Raw genomic sequence first — 16,049 nt, forward strand, 5'->3', positions numbered from 1 at the left:
TTATAAATTACACTTATGGGATCTACTAAATCAAACATTCATGATGCAGATAATAATTACTTAGCTAAAGTCGCTAAAGTCTTTAGTCATCCTGCTAGAGTTGCGATAATAAAATATATTAGCAGTAGCCAATCTGGTTGTATTTGCAATGATATTGTAAAAGAAATTGGTTTAGCACAACCAACCATATCACAACATTTAAGCGAAATAAAAAAAATTGGTTTGCTAGATCAATCTGCAAGTGGGAAAAGTTTAAGTTATTCTATTAATACCGAAAAACTAAATGCATGTAGAAGACTTATTAACGACTTTTTTGTAAAGACTCAAGTAAATAGTAGCGTTAAATAAATTGGTTTTTTAATATATAAATACGAGGATAAACTATTCGCTTTCTGTATTCTCTCCATTAGCAAATTTACGTTCTAATTCAGCTTGAAACTCTTCCATAACAGGACGAACAGTGCTTTCTGGTAAGTCAGCAATTTTTATATACATCAAACCATCTACTGCATTATTAAATAAAGGATCAACATTAAAAGCAACCAATTTAGCATTTTGTTTAATGTACTTTTTTAGCAATACAGGAAGTCGTAATGCTCCAGGTTCTACTTCATCAATAATTTTATCAAACTTGTTTAAATCTGCTTCCGCTTCATCAAAAACAAAGTCTTTATCAGCATCTTTTAAAACGACTTTAAATTCTTTTTTTGGATGCACATATTGCGCTACATAAGGATCATAATAATTAGATTTCATAAACTCAATCATTAAAGATTTGGAGAAATTTGAAAACTGATTACTAATACTAACACCTCCAATTAGATATTTATGTTCTGGGTAGCGTAGTGTAGTATGTACAATGCCTTTCCAAAGTAAAAATAAAGGCATAGGTTTTAGTTGGTAGCTTTTAATAATGAAGGCTCTTCCCATTTCAATAGACTGGCTCATCATTTTGTATAACTCCGGTTCAAACCTAAATAAATCTTGAAGGTAAAAACCATCAATCCCATATTTTTCAAATATTTGAGAACCTAAACCCATTCGATAGGCTCCAGCTAAAGTATTGGCATCGTTATCCCAAAGAAACATATGGTGATAATAATTATCAAAGCTATCTAAATCAATCGCTTCATTAGTTCCTTCACCAACCTCTCTAAATGTAATTTCACGTAGACGCCCTATCTCATGAAGAATATTAGGTATTTTACTAGCTGGAGTTAAAAACACTTCATAATTCTTACTTTGTAAAAGTCTTAAATCTTCATTTCGTAATGCTTCAACTTCTTCTAGCATAGACTCTGCATTTCCTGGAGTTGCTATACGTTTTGGTGGTTTTGGAGGTGTTTTTAAAGTGTTAGAAAGATTATCTAGCATCTTTGGTTTATCTTCAAATGCATGCGATAACATGTACGTTTTCTTTCTTAAAAACTCAGAAAAACCTTCAATTGTTTCGTGTTCTTTTTGGTCGTTTACACTAATTGGTTTTCCTATTCTAACTTTAATAGTTCTACGTTTTTGCGTTAAAAGCTCTGATGGTAATTTGGCTGTTCTAAACGTATCACTAATTTTAGAAAGCTTGTAAAACAACTTCGAATTTTTAGCGTGAAAATAAATAGGTACAACAGGTACTTCTGCTCTTTTAATAAGCTTAATGGCAGTTTCTTCCCATGGCTTATCGACCATTAACTTTCCATCTTTATAGGTAGAAACTTCTCCAGCTGGAAATACACCAAGTGGATGACCATCTCGTAAATGCGTAATTGCATTTTTAAATCCTGCAATGCTAGACTTTACATCTTTTCTGTCTTCAAAAGGGTTAACAGGCATGATATATGGTTTCATTGGCTCAATACGATGAAGCAAGAAATTTGCTATAATTTTAAAGTCTTCTCTTTGCTCTAGCATCAGCTTTAAAAGTAAGATTCCATCAATTCCACCAAGTGGATGATTAGATACAGTTATATAGGCTCCGTCTTTTGGCAAACGCTTTAAATCTTCTTCCGGAATTTCAAATTTAATTTGAAATTCATCTAAAATAGCTTCTAAAAAAGGCAACCCTTCAAGATGTTTGTTCCTATTATAAATTCGGTTTAAAGTAGATATTTTTAGAACTTTCATTAATAGCCAACCAAAAAAGGTACCAACAAAACCATATTTATCAACATGTATGGCTTTTGCTACTTCTTTTGCTGTTACTAGACTCATGATTGGTTATTTATACTAAATTATTTTTTTACTTACAGAAAAAATCTACTGGCAAACGCAAATGTAATAAATGTTTACTTAGTAACAATCTGTGTGGTGGACTGTGTTACTTGTTTTAATAACACATTTTTATCCTTTTCTAATTGTTTAACAACCTGCTCATTACTATGTCTAATAGTATATAACGAAACGTTTTCATTATATTTCACTTTAAATTTTGCTTTAAGATGTTGTATTAACTCTCCTAAATTACCATAATTATTTTCAATACAAACAGAAAAACTAATTGCAGAGTTTTGTATTACATCTACTTTCATTTTATATAAATGAAGTAAATTAAATATTTCGCTTATGTTTTCTTCTACGATATAGGAGAAATCTAAAGAGGAAAGTGAAATTAGTATTTGATTTTTCTTTACAATAAAACAAGGTATTTCTGGATCTAAATCTACTCCTTTACTCACCTTAGTTCCTGCAGCTTCTGGATTTAAAAAAGATTTAACAAATAACGGTATTTCTTTTTGCTGTAATGGCTGTAATGTTTTTGGATGTATTACTGAAGCGCCATAAAAAGCTAACTCGATGGCTTCTTTATACGATATTTTGCTTAATAATTGTGCATTTTCAAAATAACGAGGATCTGCATTTAACACACCAGGAACATCTTTCCAGATGGTTACACTTTCGGCATTTAAACAATAAGCAAAAATTGCTGCAGTATAATCGCTTCCCTCTCTTCCTAAAGTGGTTGTAAAATTATTAGCATCACTACCAATAAAACCTTGAGTAATATTTAAAGTGTTGGTATTAAAATTTTTACTTATTTGTTCTTGTGTAATTTGCCAATTTACGTTTGCTCTTCTATAATAATTGTCTGTCTTAATATATTCTCTAACATCTAACCAGCTATTTTTAATGCCAATTTCTTTAAAATATTCGCTAATAATAGTAGTAGAAACTAGTTCTCCATAACAAATAGTTTGATCATATACATAATTATAATCTGGTGATTTATTAGTTTGAAAAAAGCTATTTAATTCGTCTAACAAACCACTAACTTTAGCATATATAACATGATTTTCGTCACTAAAAAGATCTAACAATATGGCATTATGAAATTTTTTAATTTCTTGAATAGCACTTTGTAATGCAGTTTTATCCTTATAATATTTATCTATAACTTGTTCTAAAGCATTGGTGATTTTACCCATTGCTGAAACTACAATTAAGGTATTATTAAATCCAACTGTTTGTAATGTTTTTACTAAGTTTTTTACACCTTGAGCATCTTTAATAGATGCACCTCCAAATTTAAAAACCCTCATATATTTAATAAATAGTTTTTTATTCCATTTTCATCCAGTTGCACAACATCCCAGTCACGAAGTACTTTTGCTCCTTTTTGTTCATAAAAATCGATAGCAGGTTGATTCCAATCAATTACTTCCCAATTAATTCTTTTAACACCTAGTTGGTTTCCATAAATAACTACTTGATTTAAAAGTAAAGTACCAAGACCTTTACCTCTGTGTTTTTCACTTACAATAAGGTCTTCAAGATGAATTATTTTACCTTTCCAGGTGGAGTATCTATTATATACTAAAGCAATTCCAGCAATTTCATTATTAAATTCTGCTACAAAACATTTAAAAACTGGGGTGTCTCCAAAACCATCTTCTTCTAAATCTTTAATAGTAACTTCTACTGCATTTGGTTCTTTTTCAAAAACTGCTAGTTCTACTATTAAATCTAATATTTGTTTTACATCACTTTTTATAGCGTCTCTTATAATATAGTTCATTTGTTTATTTTATTATCAAATATAGTTTAAAGACACTAATTTTTATGCATTATTATAAAACGATAACGTTATAGTTTGTTAAAAAATACGATATTTGTAAAAACAACAATAAAGCTATTATGTCTAGAAAAAAACAAACATTAGGAGAATTTATTATAGAAAACCAAACATCTTTTAAATATACTTCTGGTGAGTTATCTAGACTTATAAACTCCATTCGTTTAGCAGCAAAAGTGGTTAATCACGAAGTAAACAAAGCTGGTTTAGTAGATATTATTGGTGCAGCTGGCGATACAAACATTCAAGGAGAAGATCAGCAAAAACTAGATGTTTATGCCAATGAGAAATTTATTCAAACACTTACAAAAAGAAATATAGTATGTGGTATTGCAAGTGAAGAAGAAGATGATTTTATTGCAATTAATAGCCAAGACGAAAACAACCAAAACAAATATATTGTATTAATAGATCCTCTAGATGGCTCTTCTAACATAGATGTAAATGTTTCTGTAGGAACTATTTTTTCTATTTACAGACGTGTAACACCAATTGGAACTCCTGTAACTTTAGAAGATTTTTTACAAAAAGGAAGTGAACAAGTAGCTGCCGGATATATCGTTTATGGTACATCAACAATGATTGTTTATACCACTGGAGATGGTGTTAATGGTTTTACTCTTAACCCAGCTATTGGAACGTTTTACTTATCGCATCCAGACATGCAATTCCCTGTAGATGGAAAAATTTATTCTGTTAATGAAGGTAACTACGTACATTTTCCTCAAGGTGTAAAAAACTACATCAAATATTGCCAAATGGAAGAAGGAGACAGACCATATACAAGCAGATATATTGGTTCTTTAGTTTCCGATTTTCATAGAAATATGATTAAAGGTGGAATCTACATGTATCCAAAAAGTTCTAAAAATTCGGAAGGGAAATTACGCTTATTGTATGAGTGTAATCCAATGGCATTTCTAGCAGAACAAGCTAACGGAAAAGCTAGTGATGGTTTTACCAGAATCATGGAAATTAAACCTACAGAATTACACCAAAGAGTGCCTTTTTTATGTGGAAGTAAGAATATGGTTGAAAAAGCAGAAGAATTTATGCAAAACGCTTAAAAAATACTAGTTTAAGTCCTTCCTTTTTTATTATTTTTGTACATTACTTTTTTAAACAAAAGCTAAACCATCATGGCTAAAGATAAACACGAAAATAATAATACCTCAACGCAAGATTCTAATGTGGAAGCTTCATCTAAAATTGACGCAATAAAACAGCTCATTTTTGGAGAGAATATGCAAGCTTATGAAATTGAGTTTGAAGCCGTTAAAAAGGATATTCTTTCCAAGAAACAAGAGTTAGAAAACTTGATGGATGATGTTCGAAAAGAATTACTTCAAAACATCGACAATTTAAGTACCGACATTAATATTAGAATTACAGAAATTGAAGATTCTTTTAATGACAAAGCAGATAGCCTTGACGATAAAAAATTAGACAGAAAATTGTTTGGTGATTTATTAATAAATCTTGGCGAAAAAATAAGCAAGTAATACCAATTACTAGCACTTATGAATCAAGAAGATAAACTTAAAGTTCTTAAAGACATCTTACTAACAGATGAAAGAGAATATGCTTTATCTATTCATGAAAAAATTAAAATTCTTGAAGAAACATTAAATAAAAAAAATAACTTATCGGAAAAGGTAGACCCTATTATAGAAGACAAACTAAATAAATTTGTTCTTGAAATACCAGACACCTTAGGACCAACGATTACAGAAGCTTTAAAAACCGAGATAAAGAACTCTCAAGACGCAGTAGTTGAAGTATTGTACCCTATTTTAGGTAGAATGATAAAAAAATATATTCAAAATGAATTTAAACTTTTATCCGAAAAAATAAACCAACAAATAGACAATACTTTTTCTTTTAAAGGCTTTAAACGAAAATTTAAAGCTAAAGCTTCAGGGGTTAGCGAAGCAGATTTAATTGTTGCCCAGCAATTTGCTCCTAAATTAAACCAGTTTATGGTTATTGAAAAAGGATCTGGTTTACTTATCTCTAAATACTCTAAAACTGATGATATAGACGAAGATATGGTTGCAGGTATGCTAACAGCAATTAAAAGTTTTGTAGAAGATGCTTTTAAAAAAAACGACCAAAACCTAGAACTTATTGAGTATGAAACCTATACTATATATCTTCAAAATTTTTCGTCTTATTATATCGCTGTTGTAATTTCTGGCATATTTAATGCTACTCATAAAAGTGAATTAGAAGATAAACTTCTAGATTTTGCTCAAAACATTATTAACAAAACAGATTTAAATAATAAAGAATCTTTAACTAAAAAATTAAAAGCATATTTTGCTAATGAATATCTCTAAAAAAATTGTTTTACTAGGTCATTTTGGCGTTGGTAAATCTTCGCTTATTAGACGTTTTGTAGAAGACACTTTTACAGACAATTATAAAGTGACTATTGGTGTACATATATTAAAAAAAGAAGTCGTAATTTCTGAAAAAGAAACTGTTTCCTTGATCATTTGGGATTTAGAAGGTAACGACGATATTACAAACACTAGAGCTTCCTACATGTTAGGTACTAGTGGTATTATTTACGTTTTCGACCTAACAAGACCTGCAACTTACCAACAATTAGAAAGTGATTTAAACTTTGTTAAAACAAACTATCCAAATATTCCTGTAAAAGTTGTTGGAAACAAAAACGACTTAGTTACAAAAGACTTTATCAAACAGAACAGCGATGTTTTTAAACCGTTTGTCGATTTTTATACAAGTGCAAAAGCAAATACTAAAGTTAATGATCTATTCTCTACTTTAGCTAAACAACTACTTAAACTATAGAATAATGCTTGCAGAACACAAAATAGCTCACGAAAAAGCTATTATTCAATATCTAATTTTAGATACAAAAGGTAATATCTTAGAGTCTGACGATGCGTTCTTTTCAAAAATAATAAAAAAAAACATAACTAGTTTACACCCTTTTTTTGAAAGTACTACTACCTTATTAGAAACTAAAAAGGATAAAGAATTTATATTTTCATGTATTCATTTAAATACTAAAAACAAAGATATTATTGCAGATGTTACACTTAAAACTTTTCAAGATAAAAACCCCTTATTAATAATACAAGATCTTACAACACATTATAACAACTACCAACTAACTGCACAAAAGAGAAACGAATCTGTTATAAATTCTCAAATACTTGAATTAAAAAACAAATATTTAATAGAGAAAGAAGAATTTAAAAACACTTTTATTGCAAATTTTAGTCACGAAATTAGAGAACCTCTTTCTGGTATTGGAACTTTTGTAGATATTTTAAGTAAAACAAATCTAGATTCCCAACAAAAAGATTACTTAAATATTATTAATACATCCTCCAATCATTTAAAACATATGATTGAAGACATTTTAGACATATCTAAAATTGAAGTTGGAAAACTTAATCTAATAGAAGATACTTTTAATGTAAATGAGTTTTTAGAAGAAATAATTTTTACCTATAAAATAAAAGCAGAAGAAAAAGGACTTGAGTTTTTTAATAACATAGGCAGTAAATTACCAGAAAGACTTATTGGTGATCCATACAGATTAAAACAAATACTTGGCAATTTACTAGACAACGCTATTAAATATACAACTAAAGGAAGCATCAATTTAGATATTTCCTTAAATCAAATAAGAGCGAACAAAGCATCTATTCATTTTGCAATTACAGATACAGGAATAGGTATTGAAGAAGAAAACCTAGAAAAAGTATTCAATAGTTTTACACAAATAGACCAAAGTCAACAAAATAAAGGTACAGGATTAGGTTTAGCAATAGTTAAAAACCTTGTAAAATTAATGGAAGGTAACATCTCTATTAATAGTACTTTTAAAAAAGGCACTACTTTAGCATTAAACTTAAGCTTTAAATTAGATAATACAAAGAAATCTAAAAAAGCACAAACTCCTACGCAAGAAAAACTAGAAAAAGATAAATACCATATAATTTTAGTAGAAAACTCAGAAATAACACAACTCTCTGTACTTAAAATTCTAGCAGCACAAAGAAGGTTTTATTTAGACATAGTTTCTAACCCAGAAAATTTAATAGAAAGCTTAAAAAACCAACATGCAGATCTAATTTTAATGGATATTAATTTACCTAATACATCTGGCGACCTGCTTGCTAGAGAAATTAGACAGCTTCCAGAAAAAGAAATCAAAAAAATACCAATTATAGCATTAACAGGTAAAGTATTTCCCGAAGATTTAAAACGCTATAAAAAAGCAAAAATAAACGATGTTATTAGCAAACCTTTCGACGAAAAAAGCTTACTAGAAACCATCACAAAATATTTAAAATAAAAAAAGGCGAACTAATTAGTTCGCCTTTTTTGTATAAACTTCAATAATAAATTATTTGTTCATCGTTTTAATTTCTTCCATAAAAGTATCTAAATCTACTTTATTACTAACTAAAGTAAGTGCTTTATCTACTACATATTTTACGTTTATAGCAGAAAACCCTAAACCAACAGCTATTTTGCGTAAAACAATCTCTTCATGATCTCCTTTAATATGATCTACATGTACCATTCTAGCCAAATCAAACAAACGCTCTAAACGTCTATCGTAAGAAGTTGGAGGATTGATATTATGAGAAGCATAATCCTTTAAAATCGTGGCATAATCCCCTTCGCTAATATCTAAATTTCTAGCTAAACGATCTAAAAACGCCTTCTCCTCATCAGTAATAACACCATCATCCATTGCAACTCTAACTATTGATGCAAAATGATCTTCATTACGCTTTTTAAACCCACTATCAAATAAATCTGAAATTGACATATATTCTTTTTTTAAGTGCGACAAAGATAATTAAACTAAACACTTTTTAAAAGATTATTAATAGCTTTTTTTATGGCATTACACTACTTCGCTTAAGCTACGTAACGTCGCGCTTTCCGTTAATAGTTTTGGCTTAAAGCGCACACGCGCCAAAAGCTAACCACTACAATCCCTAATGCAAAATGTATCGCTTCGTTAAGGGATTCTAATAAAAAAAACAAACGATATAAAAGAAGAAAAAAACAGACATCAATTCTTAACAAAAAAAAAATGGAAGTAGTATATTTACAAAAAAATTATTTAGGTGAGTAAAACACTTCTCTCGCAAACCTACGCACAGTCTTTGCAAACGCAAAAACTGCAAAATGCTATTGCCCAAACCGAAACAAAAACACATATTAAAGAACTTGTTGGCTCTTCGCTTTCCTTTATAGTTTCACAAACTTTTAAACAAGCAGACAAACCGTTTCTACTTATTTTTAACGATAAAGAAGAAGCTGCATTTTATCTTAATGATTTAGAACTATTACTAAATACAAAAGATGTACTCTTTTATCCTGGAAGCTACAGAAGACCATACCAAATAGAAGAAACAGATAATGCAAACGTATTGCTTCGCGCCGAAGTTTTAAACAGAATAAACTCGCGTAAAAAACCTGCTATAATTGTTACCTATCCAGATGCACTTTTCGAAAAAGTAGTAACGCGTAGAGAACTCGAAAAAAACACATTAAAAATCTCGGTAAACGATGACCTTTCTATAGACTTTGTAAACGAAATACTATTTACATACAAATTTAAACGTGTAGATTTTGTTACAGAACCTGGAGAGTTTTCAGTGCGTGGTGGTATTGTAGATGTGTTCTCCTTTAGTAATGACGAGCCCTATAGAATTGAGTTTTTTGGTGACGAGGTAGACAGCATTCGTACCTTCGATGTAGAAACACAACTCTCGACAGAACAGATTAAAAAAATAAGTATCATTCCTAATGTTGCTAATAAATTTCTAGAAGAAAGCAGACAAAGTTTTTTAAAATATATCGCACAAAAAACAGTGGTCTTTACTAAAAACACAGATCTTATTTTTTCTAGAGTAGATTCGCTTTTTGAAAAAGCAGTAGAAGCTTTCGATGCACTTTCTTCAGAAATCAAACATGCTGCACCTAAAGAACTATTTTGTAGTGCAACACTATTAAAAAAACAACTTTTAGAGTTTAATGTAATCGAATTTGGCACATCTGCAATCCTCTCTAAAACCAACGATACATCGCAACTTATAGCGTTTAAAACAACACCACAACCAGCTTTTAATAAAAATTTTGAGCTTTTAATCGAAAACCTTAACAGTAACCACAACAAAGGCTTTACCAATTATATCGCTTGTGCTAGCGAACAACAAGCAAAACGTTTCCATGATATTTTTGAAGACGTAGATCAAGAGGTAAAATATAAAACCATAGTACTTTCCCTTTTTCAGGGTTTTGTAGATCATGACAATAAAATAATTTGTTATACAGACCATCAAATATTTGAACGCTACCATAAATTTCATCTTAAAAATGGCTATGCAAAAAAGCAATCAATTACCTTAAAAGAACTTACAAACTTAGATATTGGAGATTATGTTACACATATAGATCATGGTATTGGTAAATTTGGCGGTCTGCAAAAAATTGATGTAGAAGGCAAAAAACAAGAAGCCATAAAATTGGTTTATGGGGAACGTGATATATTATATTTAAGCATTCATTCTTTACATAAAATCACCAAATTTAATGGTAAAGATGGAAAGCCTCCAAAAGTATATAAATTAGGCAGTAAAGCTTGGAAGGTTTTAAAACAAAAAACAAAATCTAGAGTTAAAGAAATTGCATTCAACCTTATTAAAGTTTATGCAAAACGAAAACTAGAAAAAGGATACCAATATAATCCAGATTCTTATTTACAACACGAACTAGAAGCTTCATTTATTTACGAAGATACTCCAGACCAAAGCACAGCAACTGCAGATATTAAAGCAGACATGGAAAGCGAAAGACCAATGGATCGACTAATTTGTGGTGATGTTGGGTTTGGTAAAACAGAAGTTGCTATTCGTGCCGCTTTTAAAGCAGTTGATAATGGGAAACAAGTTGCTGTTTTAGTACCAACTACCATTTTAGCATACCAACATTCTAGAACTTTTGCAGAGCGTTTAAAAGAATTTCCAGTAACTGTAGATTATCTAAACCGCTTTAGAACAGCAAAAGAAAAACGGGAAACCATAGAGAAGCTTGAAAAAGGACATGTAGACATCATCATCGGAACACATCAACTGGTAAATAAAAATGTGAAATTTAAAGATTTAGGATTGCTCATTGTAGATGAGGAACAAAAATTTGGTGTCGCTGTAAAAGAAAAACTAAAAACACTAAAACATAATGTAGATGTGTTAACTTTAACAGCAACACCAATACCTAGAACGCTTCAGTTTAGTTTAATGGCTGCAAGAGATATGTCAGTAATTACAACTGCTCCTCCAAATCGTTATCCTATTGAGAGTAATGTAATTCGTTTTAGTGAAGAAAGGATTCGCGATGCTATTAGTTATGAGATTCAACGAGGTGGCCAAATTTTCTTCATTCATAACAGAATAGAAAATATTAAAGAAGTGGCAGGAATGATACAACGACTTGTTCCTGATGCTAAAATTGGTATAGGTCATGGGCAACTAGATGGAAAAAAACTAGAGCAACTTATGCTCGCTTTTATGAATGGCGATTTTGATGTTCTTGTAAGCACAACCATTATAGAAAGTGGTCTCGATGTACCAAATGCAAATACCATTTTTATTAATAATGCAAATAATTTCGGACTTAGTGATTTACACCAAATGCGTGGTCGTGTTGGTCGAAGCAATAAAAAAGCATTTTGTTATTTTATAACTCCAGAATACTCTGCAATGACCACAGACGCAAGAAAACGTATTACTGCGTTAGAGCAATTTACAGAGCTTGGTAGTGGTTTTAATATTGCAATGAAAGATCTAGAAATTCGTGGAGCTGGAGATTTACTTGGTGGTGAACAAAGCGGATTTATTAATGATATTGGGTTTGATACGTATCAGAAAATTCTAAATGAAGCCATCGAAGAGCTTAAAGAAAATGAGTTTAAAGATCTTTATGAAGACGATGGAAAAGAAAAAGAATATGTAAAAGATATTACTATTGATAGTGATTTCTCGCTACTATTTCCAGACGATTATGTAAACAATATAGCCGAAAGATTAAACCTATACACCCAATTAAACAATATAAAAACCGAAGAAGAACTAATCCTATTCGAAACACAACTTATCGATAGATTTGGAGAATTACCAACACAAGTTGTAGACTTATTAAATTCGGTTAGAATAAAATGGATTGCTACTAAGTTAGGTTTAGAAAAAATAATAATGAAAAAAGGCAAACTAATTGGTTATTTTATTAACGATCAACAAAGCGCCTTTTACCAAAGCCAAGGCTTTACAAAAGTCTTGCAATACATTCAAGCGAATCCACAAGCTTGTAAAATGAAAGAAAAACAAACCAGAACAGGTTTAAGATTATTGCTTACTTTTGATAAAATTAACACTGTAGACAAAGCATTAAACGCATTAAACCCTATTTTGGCATAACCTTTGAAATAGTTAAAGAAAAACCAATTATAATGACTAAAAAACTACTTTTTTTAATCGCATTTTTGCCAAGTATTGTATTGGCGCAACACACTATTAAAGGAAAATTTACTCCTGCCGACGAATTTAAATTCGCAATTTTATATAAAGTAACACCTACAACTTCTATATATGTAAATAATGCAGAAATTGATAGCATTGGTAATTTTCAATTTAAACTAGATACTACAATAACAAAAGGCATGTACAGAATAGTTTATGCGCTTCCCCAAGACGAGTATAATTTTGATCTTATCTATAATGCAAAAGAAGATATTGAACTTACTTTTAATTTAGAGGAAGGTGCCAAATTTATTAAATCGGAAGAAAACAAACTACTTAATGCATATACAGAAAGCTTACAAATAGTTAGCAAAAACATAAATGCTTACTACGGTGGAAAACAAACTAAAAAAGAATTTCATAAAGTTTTTGATGTGTTAGCAGAAACACAAAACGAATTCGAAAAAGCTTCAGAAGGTATGCTAGCTTCTCACTTTATCAAGGCAAGTAAGCCATATATTCCAACAGAAATGGAAGATGCTCAAACGTTTTCAAAAAACGTAAAAGCTAATTATTTTTCAAATATCGACTTCAGCAATCCTACCTTACAAAGCTCTAGTTTTTTAATTGAAACCGTTTTAAATTATGTATTTACATTTACAAATCCTATAGACGAAAATTTAGGCTATAAAAAGAATATTGACACTGTAGTAGCTGCAATAGGAAACAATGCTACAATTAAAGAAATTATTACAGAAGTACTTTTTAATCAGTTTGTAGACTCTAAAAAAGAAGAAGTAGCAAACCATATCGCAGACAATTATTTATTACCAATAGCCACTGCAAAAAAAGATAATGCTTTAATTCAAAAACTTACAGTATACAAAAATACTTCAATTGGAGAACTTGCTCCTAATTTTACCATAGAAATCCCTATAGACGAAAAAATAGAACTAGTTAAACTATACGACTATAAAGAAGCTTCACAATATGTTGTCGTTTTTTGGAGTAGTACTTGTTCGCATTGTTTAGAAGAATTACCTAAACTACAAGCTTATATTAAAAACTTAGAAGAAGGAAAACTAAAAGTCATTGCTGTTGCACTAGAAAACGATATTTATAGATGGAAAGACAAAACCTATGATTTTCCAGAATTCATTCATGTGTTTGGCGAAGGTAAATGGGAAAATCCAATTGGTGATGCTTATGGTGTAACAGCTACTCCAACCTATTTTATTCTAGATGCAAACAAAAATATTATAGAAAAACCAGATGATTTCCCAGCTTTAGAAGCGTTCTATAAAGAAAATCCTATAATTTTAGAAAAGAAAGAAAATGAAGAAGAGGATAGTGAAATAATAAATATGGATTAAGAAAATTTAATTCTTTTTAAATCTCATAAAGCGTAGTTACAATTACACCTTTATTATTATGTAATGTAATAGACACCAATTCCTTTTGTTTACTCACCTTAAAATAAAACGGTGCAGCTAATATTTGTATCCCACTTTGTTTTTTTAATCTTATTCCTTGACCAGAAATAATGTCTTTATTTGGAATAAACTCCCCTTTAGGTAGGTGCTCCGTTAATATAACAAACGGATACTTTTTTAATTTATTTAAAACACTTAATACTTCTGCATTCGATAAATGTTGCAACACTTGTCTTACTATAACACAATCGGCATCTGGCAAATTATCTACAGCAATATCTAAACATTGAAATTCTAAATTTTCAGCTATAAAGTTTTCTTTATTATATATTATTAGTTCGTCTACTATATCTATAGCAACATACTTTTTAGTATGCTTTACCAATTGTTTGCCAATATTAAAATCTCCACAACCTAAATCGCAAACAGAAAGTGGTTTATTAAAAGATTTTAAAAATGAAGTTACTACATCTATATATGGAACTACTAATTCTGGATGATGAGATCCTTCACCAGAATAAAAAGTGGCCGTATTATTTCCCCAAAGTTTCTTTTCATAAACCTGTTCCATAGCGGCTTTAGTTGGCCAAGGTTTTTTAGCTTTTTGGATGCCCTTATTTTTTTCTTTCTGCATAAGTCATTAAAAAGTCTGCGACAGACTATAATTAATACAAAACTAATATAATCCTATTCGCAAGCAAAACAGAAATAAATGTTAAAATTTTTTTCATTTCTAAACGATTAGTTAGATTTGTTGTGGAATTAAAAATATTTTCGTTTTCACGGAAAATAAAATGGCTAGAAAAAAACAATATATAGAAGAAGAAGTTATTGATAAAGCAATGCATTTGTTTTGGCGTAATGGTTATGAAAACACATCTATGCAAATGCTTGAAAAAGAAATGGGAATTAATAAATTTTCTATATATTCTAGTTTTGGCAATAAACATGGTTTGTTTTTAGAAAGTTTAAAATACTATAAAGCAAAATCTAAAACCCTTTTTGAAGATTTTAAAAAAGCATCCAATGGCATAGAAGACATTAAACAGTTTTTCTATAATTCTGTAAGTTCTAATTATAAAACCGACCATATTAAAGGTTGTTTTATAACGAACACCTATAATGAGTTTTCAGAAAATGAAGACGAATTAATTAAAGAGCAGATGCATTCTTTTATGAATAACTTAAAACAAATTATCATAGAAAAATTACAAATGAATGCTACAAAAGATAAAGAAACAATAGCTAAACAAGCTAATTACTTAATGCTAGCAAAACATGGCTTAGCTGCAGCAGCAAGAGTAAACACAAAACAAGAAATAGAAGATTATATTGAAATGACCTTTAAAAATCTTTAAACTTTTTTTTACACAATAACTAAACGATTGTTTAGAAATAATAAACATTAATAAAAAATAAAATTATGACAACTTTAAAAATTCACAACATTGAAACAGCTCCAGAAGGAAGCAAATCACTATTAGAAAATTCTCAAAAAGCTTTCGGAATGATTCCTGGTTTACACGGTGTTTTAGCAGGAGCTCCAAAAATATTAGAAGCATACCAAACCTTACATCAGTTATTTACAGAAACTTCTTTTAATGAAAAAGAATTAACAGTAGTATGGCAAACCATAAATGTAGAACACGCTTGTCATTACTGCGTTCCTGCACATACAGGAATTGCAAAAATGATGAAAGTAGATGACAGCATTACAGAAGCCTTACGTAATGAAACGCCTTTAGAAGACACAAAACTAGAAGCTTTACGTACAATGACTTTAACTATTGTTAAAAATAGAGGTAATGTTACTCAAGCAGATTTAGATGCTTTTTATGCAGCAGGATATGGAGAACAACAAGTGCTAGAAATTATTTTAGGGCTTTCGCAAAAAGTAATAAGTAACTATACAAACCATATTGCAAATACACCTGTGGATGCGCCATTTGAAAAATTTGCTTGGTCTAAAGAGAATGTGGTTTCATAATCCCTAAAACCACAGATTTTTAATTATTAATAATAAGCCTTCCATGT

Annotated in this window: 15 protein-coding genes; 10 read left to right on the plus strand and 5 right to left on the minus strand. The window is 29.9% G+C overall.

Going from position 1 to position 16,049, the window contains the following annotated elements; all coding sequences use genetic code 11:
* The first annotated feature begins 15 nt into the window (after positions 1-15).
* Complete coding sequence (locus Q4512_RS06295; protein ID WP_303423030.1) at positions 16-348, plus strand: helix-turn-helix transcriptional regulator; 333 nt, start codon at positions 16-18, stop codon at positions 346-348.
* A gap of 33 nt (positions 349-381) precedes the next feature.
* On the opposite strand, the gene Q4512_RS06300 is transcribed toward Q4512_RS06295, so the two are convergent.
* The 3 genes from Q4512_RS06300 to Q4512_RS06310 form a co-directional block, all read right to left on the minus strand.
* On the minus strand, positions 382-2,205 hold the full coding sequence (locus Q4512_RS06300) for a lysophospholipid acyltransferase family protein (RefSeq protein WP_303423031.1): 1,824 nt from the start codon (positions 2,203-2,205) through the stop codon (positions 382-384).
* 74 nt (positions 2,206-2,279) lie between these two features.
* Positions 2,280-3,530 carry an aspartate kinase gene (locus tag Q4512_RS06305; RefSeq protein WP_303423035.1) on the minus strand — a complete coding sequence of 417 codons (1,251 nt, stop codon included), beginning with the start codon at positions 3,528-3,530 and terminating at the stop codon, positions 2,280-2,282.
* Positions 3,527-4,006: a GNAT family N-acetyltransferase gene (locus Q4512_RS06310; protein WP_303423037.1), complete on the minus strand. Its 480-nt coding sequence runs from the start codon at positions 4,004-4,006 to the stop codon at positions 3,527-3,529. Before Q4512_RS06310 ends, Q4512_RS06305 begins: the two co-directional genes overlap by 4 nt.
* 119 nt (positions 4,007-4,125) lie before the next feature.
* Here Q4512_RS06310 and fbp point away from each other — a divergent pair, with 119 nt between their 5' ends.
* The 5 genes from fbp (at position 4,126) to Q4512_RS06335 (ending at position 8,402) form a co-directional block, all read left to right on the plus strand.
* Positions 4,126-5,130, plus strand: a complete 1,005-nt coding sequence (gene fbp, locus Q4512_RS06315; RefSeq protein WP_303423040.1) for a class 1 fructose-bisphosphatase — start codon at positions 4,126-4,128, stop codon at positions 5,128-5,130.
* Between the two features lie 72 nt (positions 5,131-5,202).
* A complete protein-coding gene (locus Q4512_RS06320; protein WP_303423043.1) occupies positions 5,203-5,565 on the plus strand; it encodes a fructose 1,6-bisphosphatase in 363 nt (120 codons plus the stop codon).
* 18 nt (positions 5,566-5,583) lie between these two features.
* Positions 5,584-6,402: a cell envelope biogenesis protein OmpA gene (locus Q4512_RS06325; RefSeq protein WP_303423046.1), complete on the plus strand. Its 819-nt coding sequence runs from the start codon at positions 5,584-5,586 to the stop codon at positions 6,400-6,402.
* The gene (locus tag Q4512_RS06330) at positions 6,389-6,883 is read left to right on the plus strand and encodes a Rab family GTPase (RefSeq protein ID WP_303423049.1); all 495 of its coding nucleotides are present in this window, start codon (positions 6,389-6,391) and stop codon (positions 6,881-6,883) included. The genes Q4512_RS06325 and Q4512_RS06330 overlap by 14 nt, the downstream gene beginning before the upstream one ends.
* A 4-nt stretch (positions 6,884-6,887) precedes the next feature.
* Positions 6,888-8,402, plus strand: coding sequence for an ATP-binding protein (locus tag Q4512_RS06335; RefSeq protein ID WP_303423051.1), 1,515 nt, complete (start codon positions 6,888-6,890; stop codon positions 8,400-8,402).
* 51 nt (positions 8,403-8,453) lie between these two features.
* Here Q4512_RS06335 and Q4512_RS06340 read toward each other — a convergent pair whose 3' ends face one another.
* On the minus strand, positions 8,454-8,885 hold the full coding sequence (locus Q4512_RS06340) for a TerB family tellurite resistance protein (protein ID WP_303423054.1): 432 nt from the start codon (positions 8,883-8,885) through the stop codon (positions 8,454-8,456).
* Between the two features lie 304 nt (positions 8,886-9,189).
* On the opposite strand from Q4512_RS06340, the gene mfd reads away from it, so the two are divergent.
* Complete coding sequence (mfd, locus tag Q4512_RS06345) at positions 9,190-12,540, plus strand: transcription-repair coupling factor (RefSeq protein WP_303423057.1); 3,351 nt, start codon at positions 9,190-9,192, stop codon at positions 12,538-12,540.
* A 32-nt stretch (positions 12,541-12,572) separates the two neighbouring features.
* Positions 12,573-13,955, plus strand: a complete 1,383-nt coding sequence (locus Q4512_RS06350) for a TlpA disulfide reductase family protein (RefSeq protein ID WP_303423060.1) — start codon at positions 12,573-12,575, stop codon at positions 13,953-13,955.
* Between the two features lie 16 nt (positions 13,956-13,971).
* On the opposite strand, the gene Q4512_RS06355 is transcribed toward Q4512_RS06350, so the two are convergent.
* Positions 13,972-14,649 carry a class I SAM-dependent methyltransferase gene (locus Q4512_RS06355; protein ID WP_303423063.1) on the minus strand — a complete coding sequence of 226 codons (678 nt, stop codon included), beginning with the start codon at positions 14,647-14,649 and terminating at the stop codon, positions 13,972-13,974.
* Between the two features lie 160 nt (positions 14,650-14,809).
* On the opposite strand from Q4512_RS06355, the gene Q4512_RS06360 reads away from it, so the two are divergent.
* Positions 14,810-15,373, plus strand: coding sequence for a TetR/AcrR family transcriptional regulator (locus Q4512_RS06360; protein ID WP_303423065.1), 564 nt, complete (start codon positions 14,810-14,812; stop codon positions 15,371-15,373).
* Positions 15,374-15,438: 65 nt separating this feature from the next.
* A complete protein-coding gene (locus tag Q4512_RS06365; protein WP_303423068.1) occupies positions 15,439-16,002 on the plus strand; it encodes a carboxymuconolactone decarboxylase family protein in 564 nt (187 codons plus the stop codon).
* The last annotated feature ends 47 nt before the right edge of the window (positions 16,003-16,049 follow it).

Origin of the sequence: Oceanihabitans sp. 2_MG-2023, from assembly GCF_030547245.1 — a bacterium.
Taxonomy (GTDB): domain Bacteria; phylum Bacteroidota; class Bacteroidia; order Flavobacteriales; family Flavobacteriaceae; genus Oceanihabitans.

What these genes read in the sequence shown, in the direction of transcription:
- Q4512_RS06295 (WP_303423030.1), top strand. Translation starts at nt 16, where the DNA reads ATGGGATCTACTAAATCAAACATTCATGATGCAGATAATAATTACTTA.
- Q4512_RS06300 (WP_303423031.1), bottom strand. Translation starts at nt 2,205, where the DNA reads ATGAGTCTAGTAACAGCAAAAGAAGTAGCAAAAGCCATACATGTTGAT.
- Q4512_RS06305 (WP_303423035.1), bottom strand. Translation starts at nt 3,530, where the DNA reads ATGAGGGTTTTTAAATTTGGAGGTGCATCTATTAAAGATGCTCAAGGT.
- Q4512_RS06310 (WP_303423037.1), bottom strand. Translation starts at nt 4,006, where the DNA reads ATGAACTATATTATAAGAGACGCTATAAAAAGTGATGTAAAACAAATA.
- fbp (WP_303423040.1), top strand. Translation starts at nt 4,126, where the DNA reads ATGTCTAGAAAAAAACAAACATTAGGAGAATTTATTATAGAAAACCAA.
- Q4512_RS06320 (WP_303423043.1), top strand. Translation starts at nt 5,203, where the DNA reads ATGGCTAAAGATAAACACGAAAATAATAATACCTCAACGCAAGATTCT.
- Q4512_RS06325 (WP_303423046.1), top strand. Translation starts at nt 5,584, where the DNA reads ATGAATCAAGAAGATAAACTTAAAGTTCTTAAAGACATCTTACTAACA.
- Q4512_RS06330 (WP_303423049.1), top strand. Translation starts at nt 6,389, where the DNA reads ATGAATATCTCTAAAAAAATTGTTTTACTAGGTCATTTTGGCGTTGGT.
- Q4512_RS06335 (WP_303423051.1), top strand. Translation starts at nt 6,888, where the DNA reads ATGCTTGCAGAACACAAAATAGCTCACGAAAAAGCTATTATTCAATAT.
- Q4512_RS06340 (WP_303423054.1), bottom strand. Translation starts at nt 8,885, where the DNA reads ATGTCAATTTCAGATTTATTTGATAGTGGGTTTAAAAAGCGTAATGAA.
- Q4512_RS06350 (WP_303423060.1), top strand. Translation starts at nt 12,573, where the DNA reads ATGACTAAAAAACTACTTTTTTTAATCGCATTTTTGCCAAGTATTGTA.
- Q4512_RS06355 (WP_303423063.1), bottom strand. Translation starts at nt 14,649, where the DNA reads ATGCAGAAAGAAAAAAATAAGGGCATCCAAAAAGCTAAAAAACCTTGG.
- Q4512_RS06360 (WP_303423065.1), top strand. Translation starts at nt 14,810, where the DNA reads ATGGCTAGAAAAAAACAATATATAGAAGAAGAAGTTATTGATAAAGCA.
- Q4512_RS06365 (WP_303423068.1), top strand. Translation starts at nt 15,439, where the DNA reads ATGACAACTTTAAAAATTCACAACATTGAAACAGCTCCAGAAGGAAGC.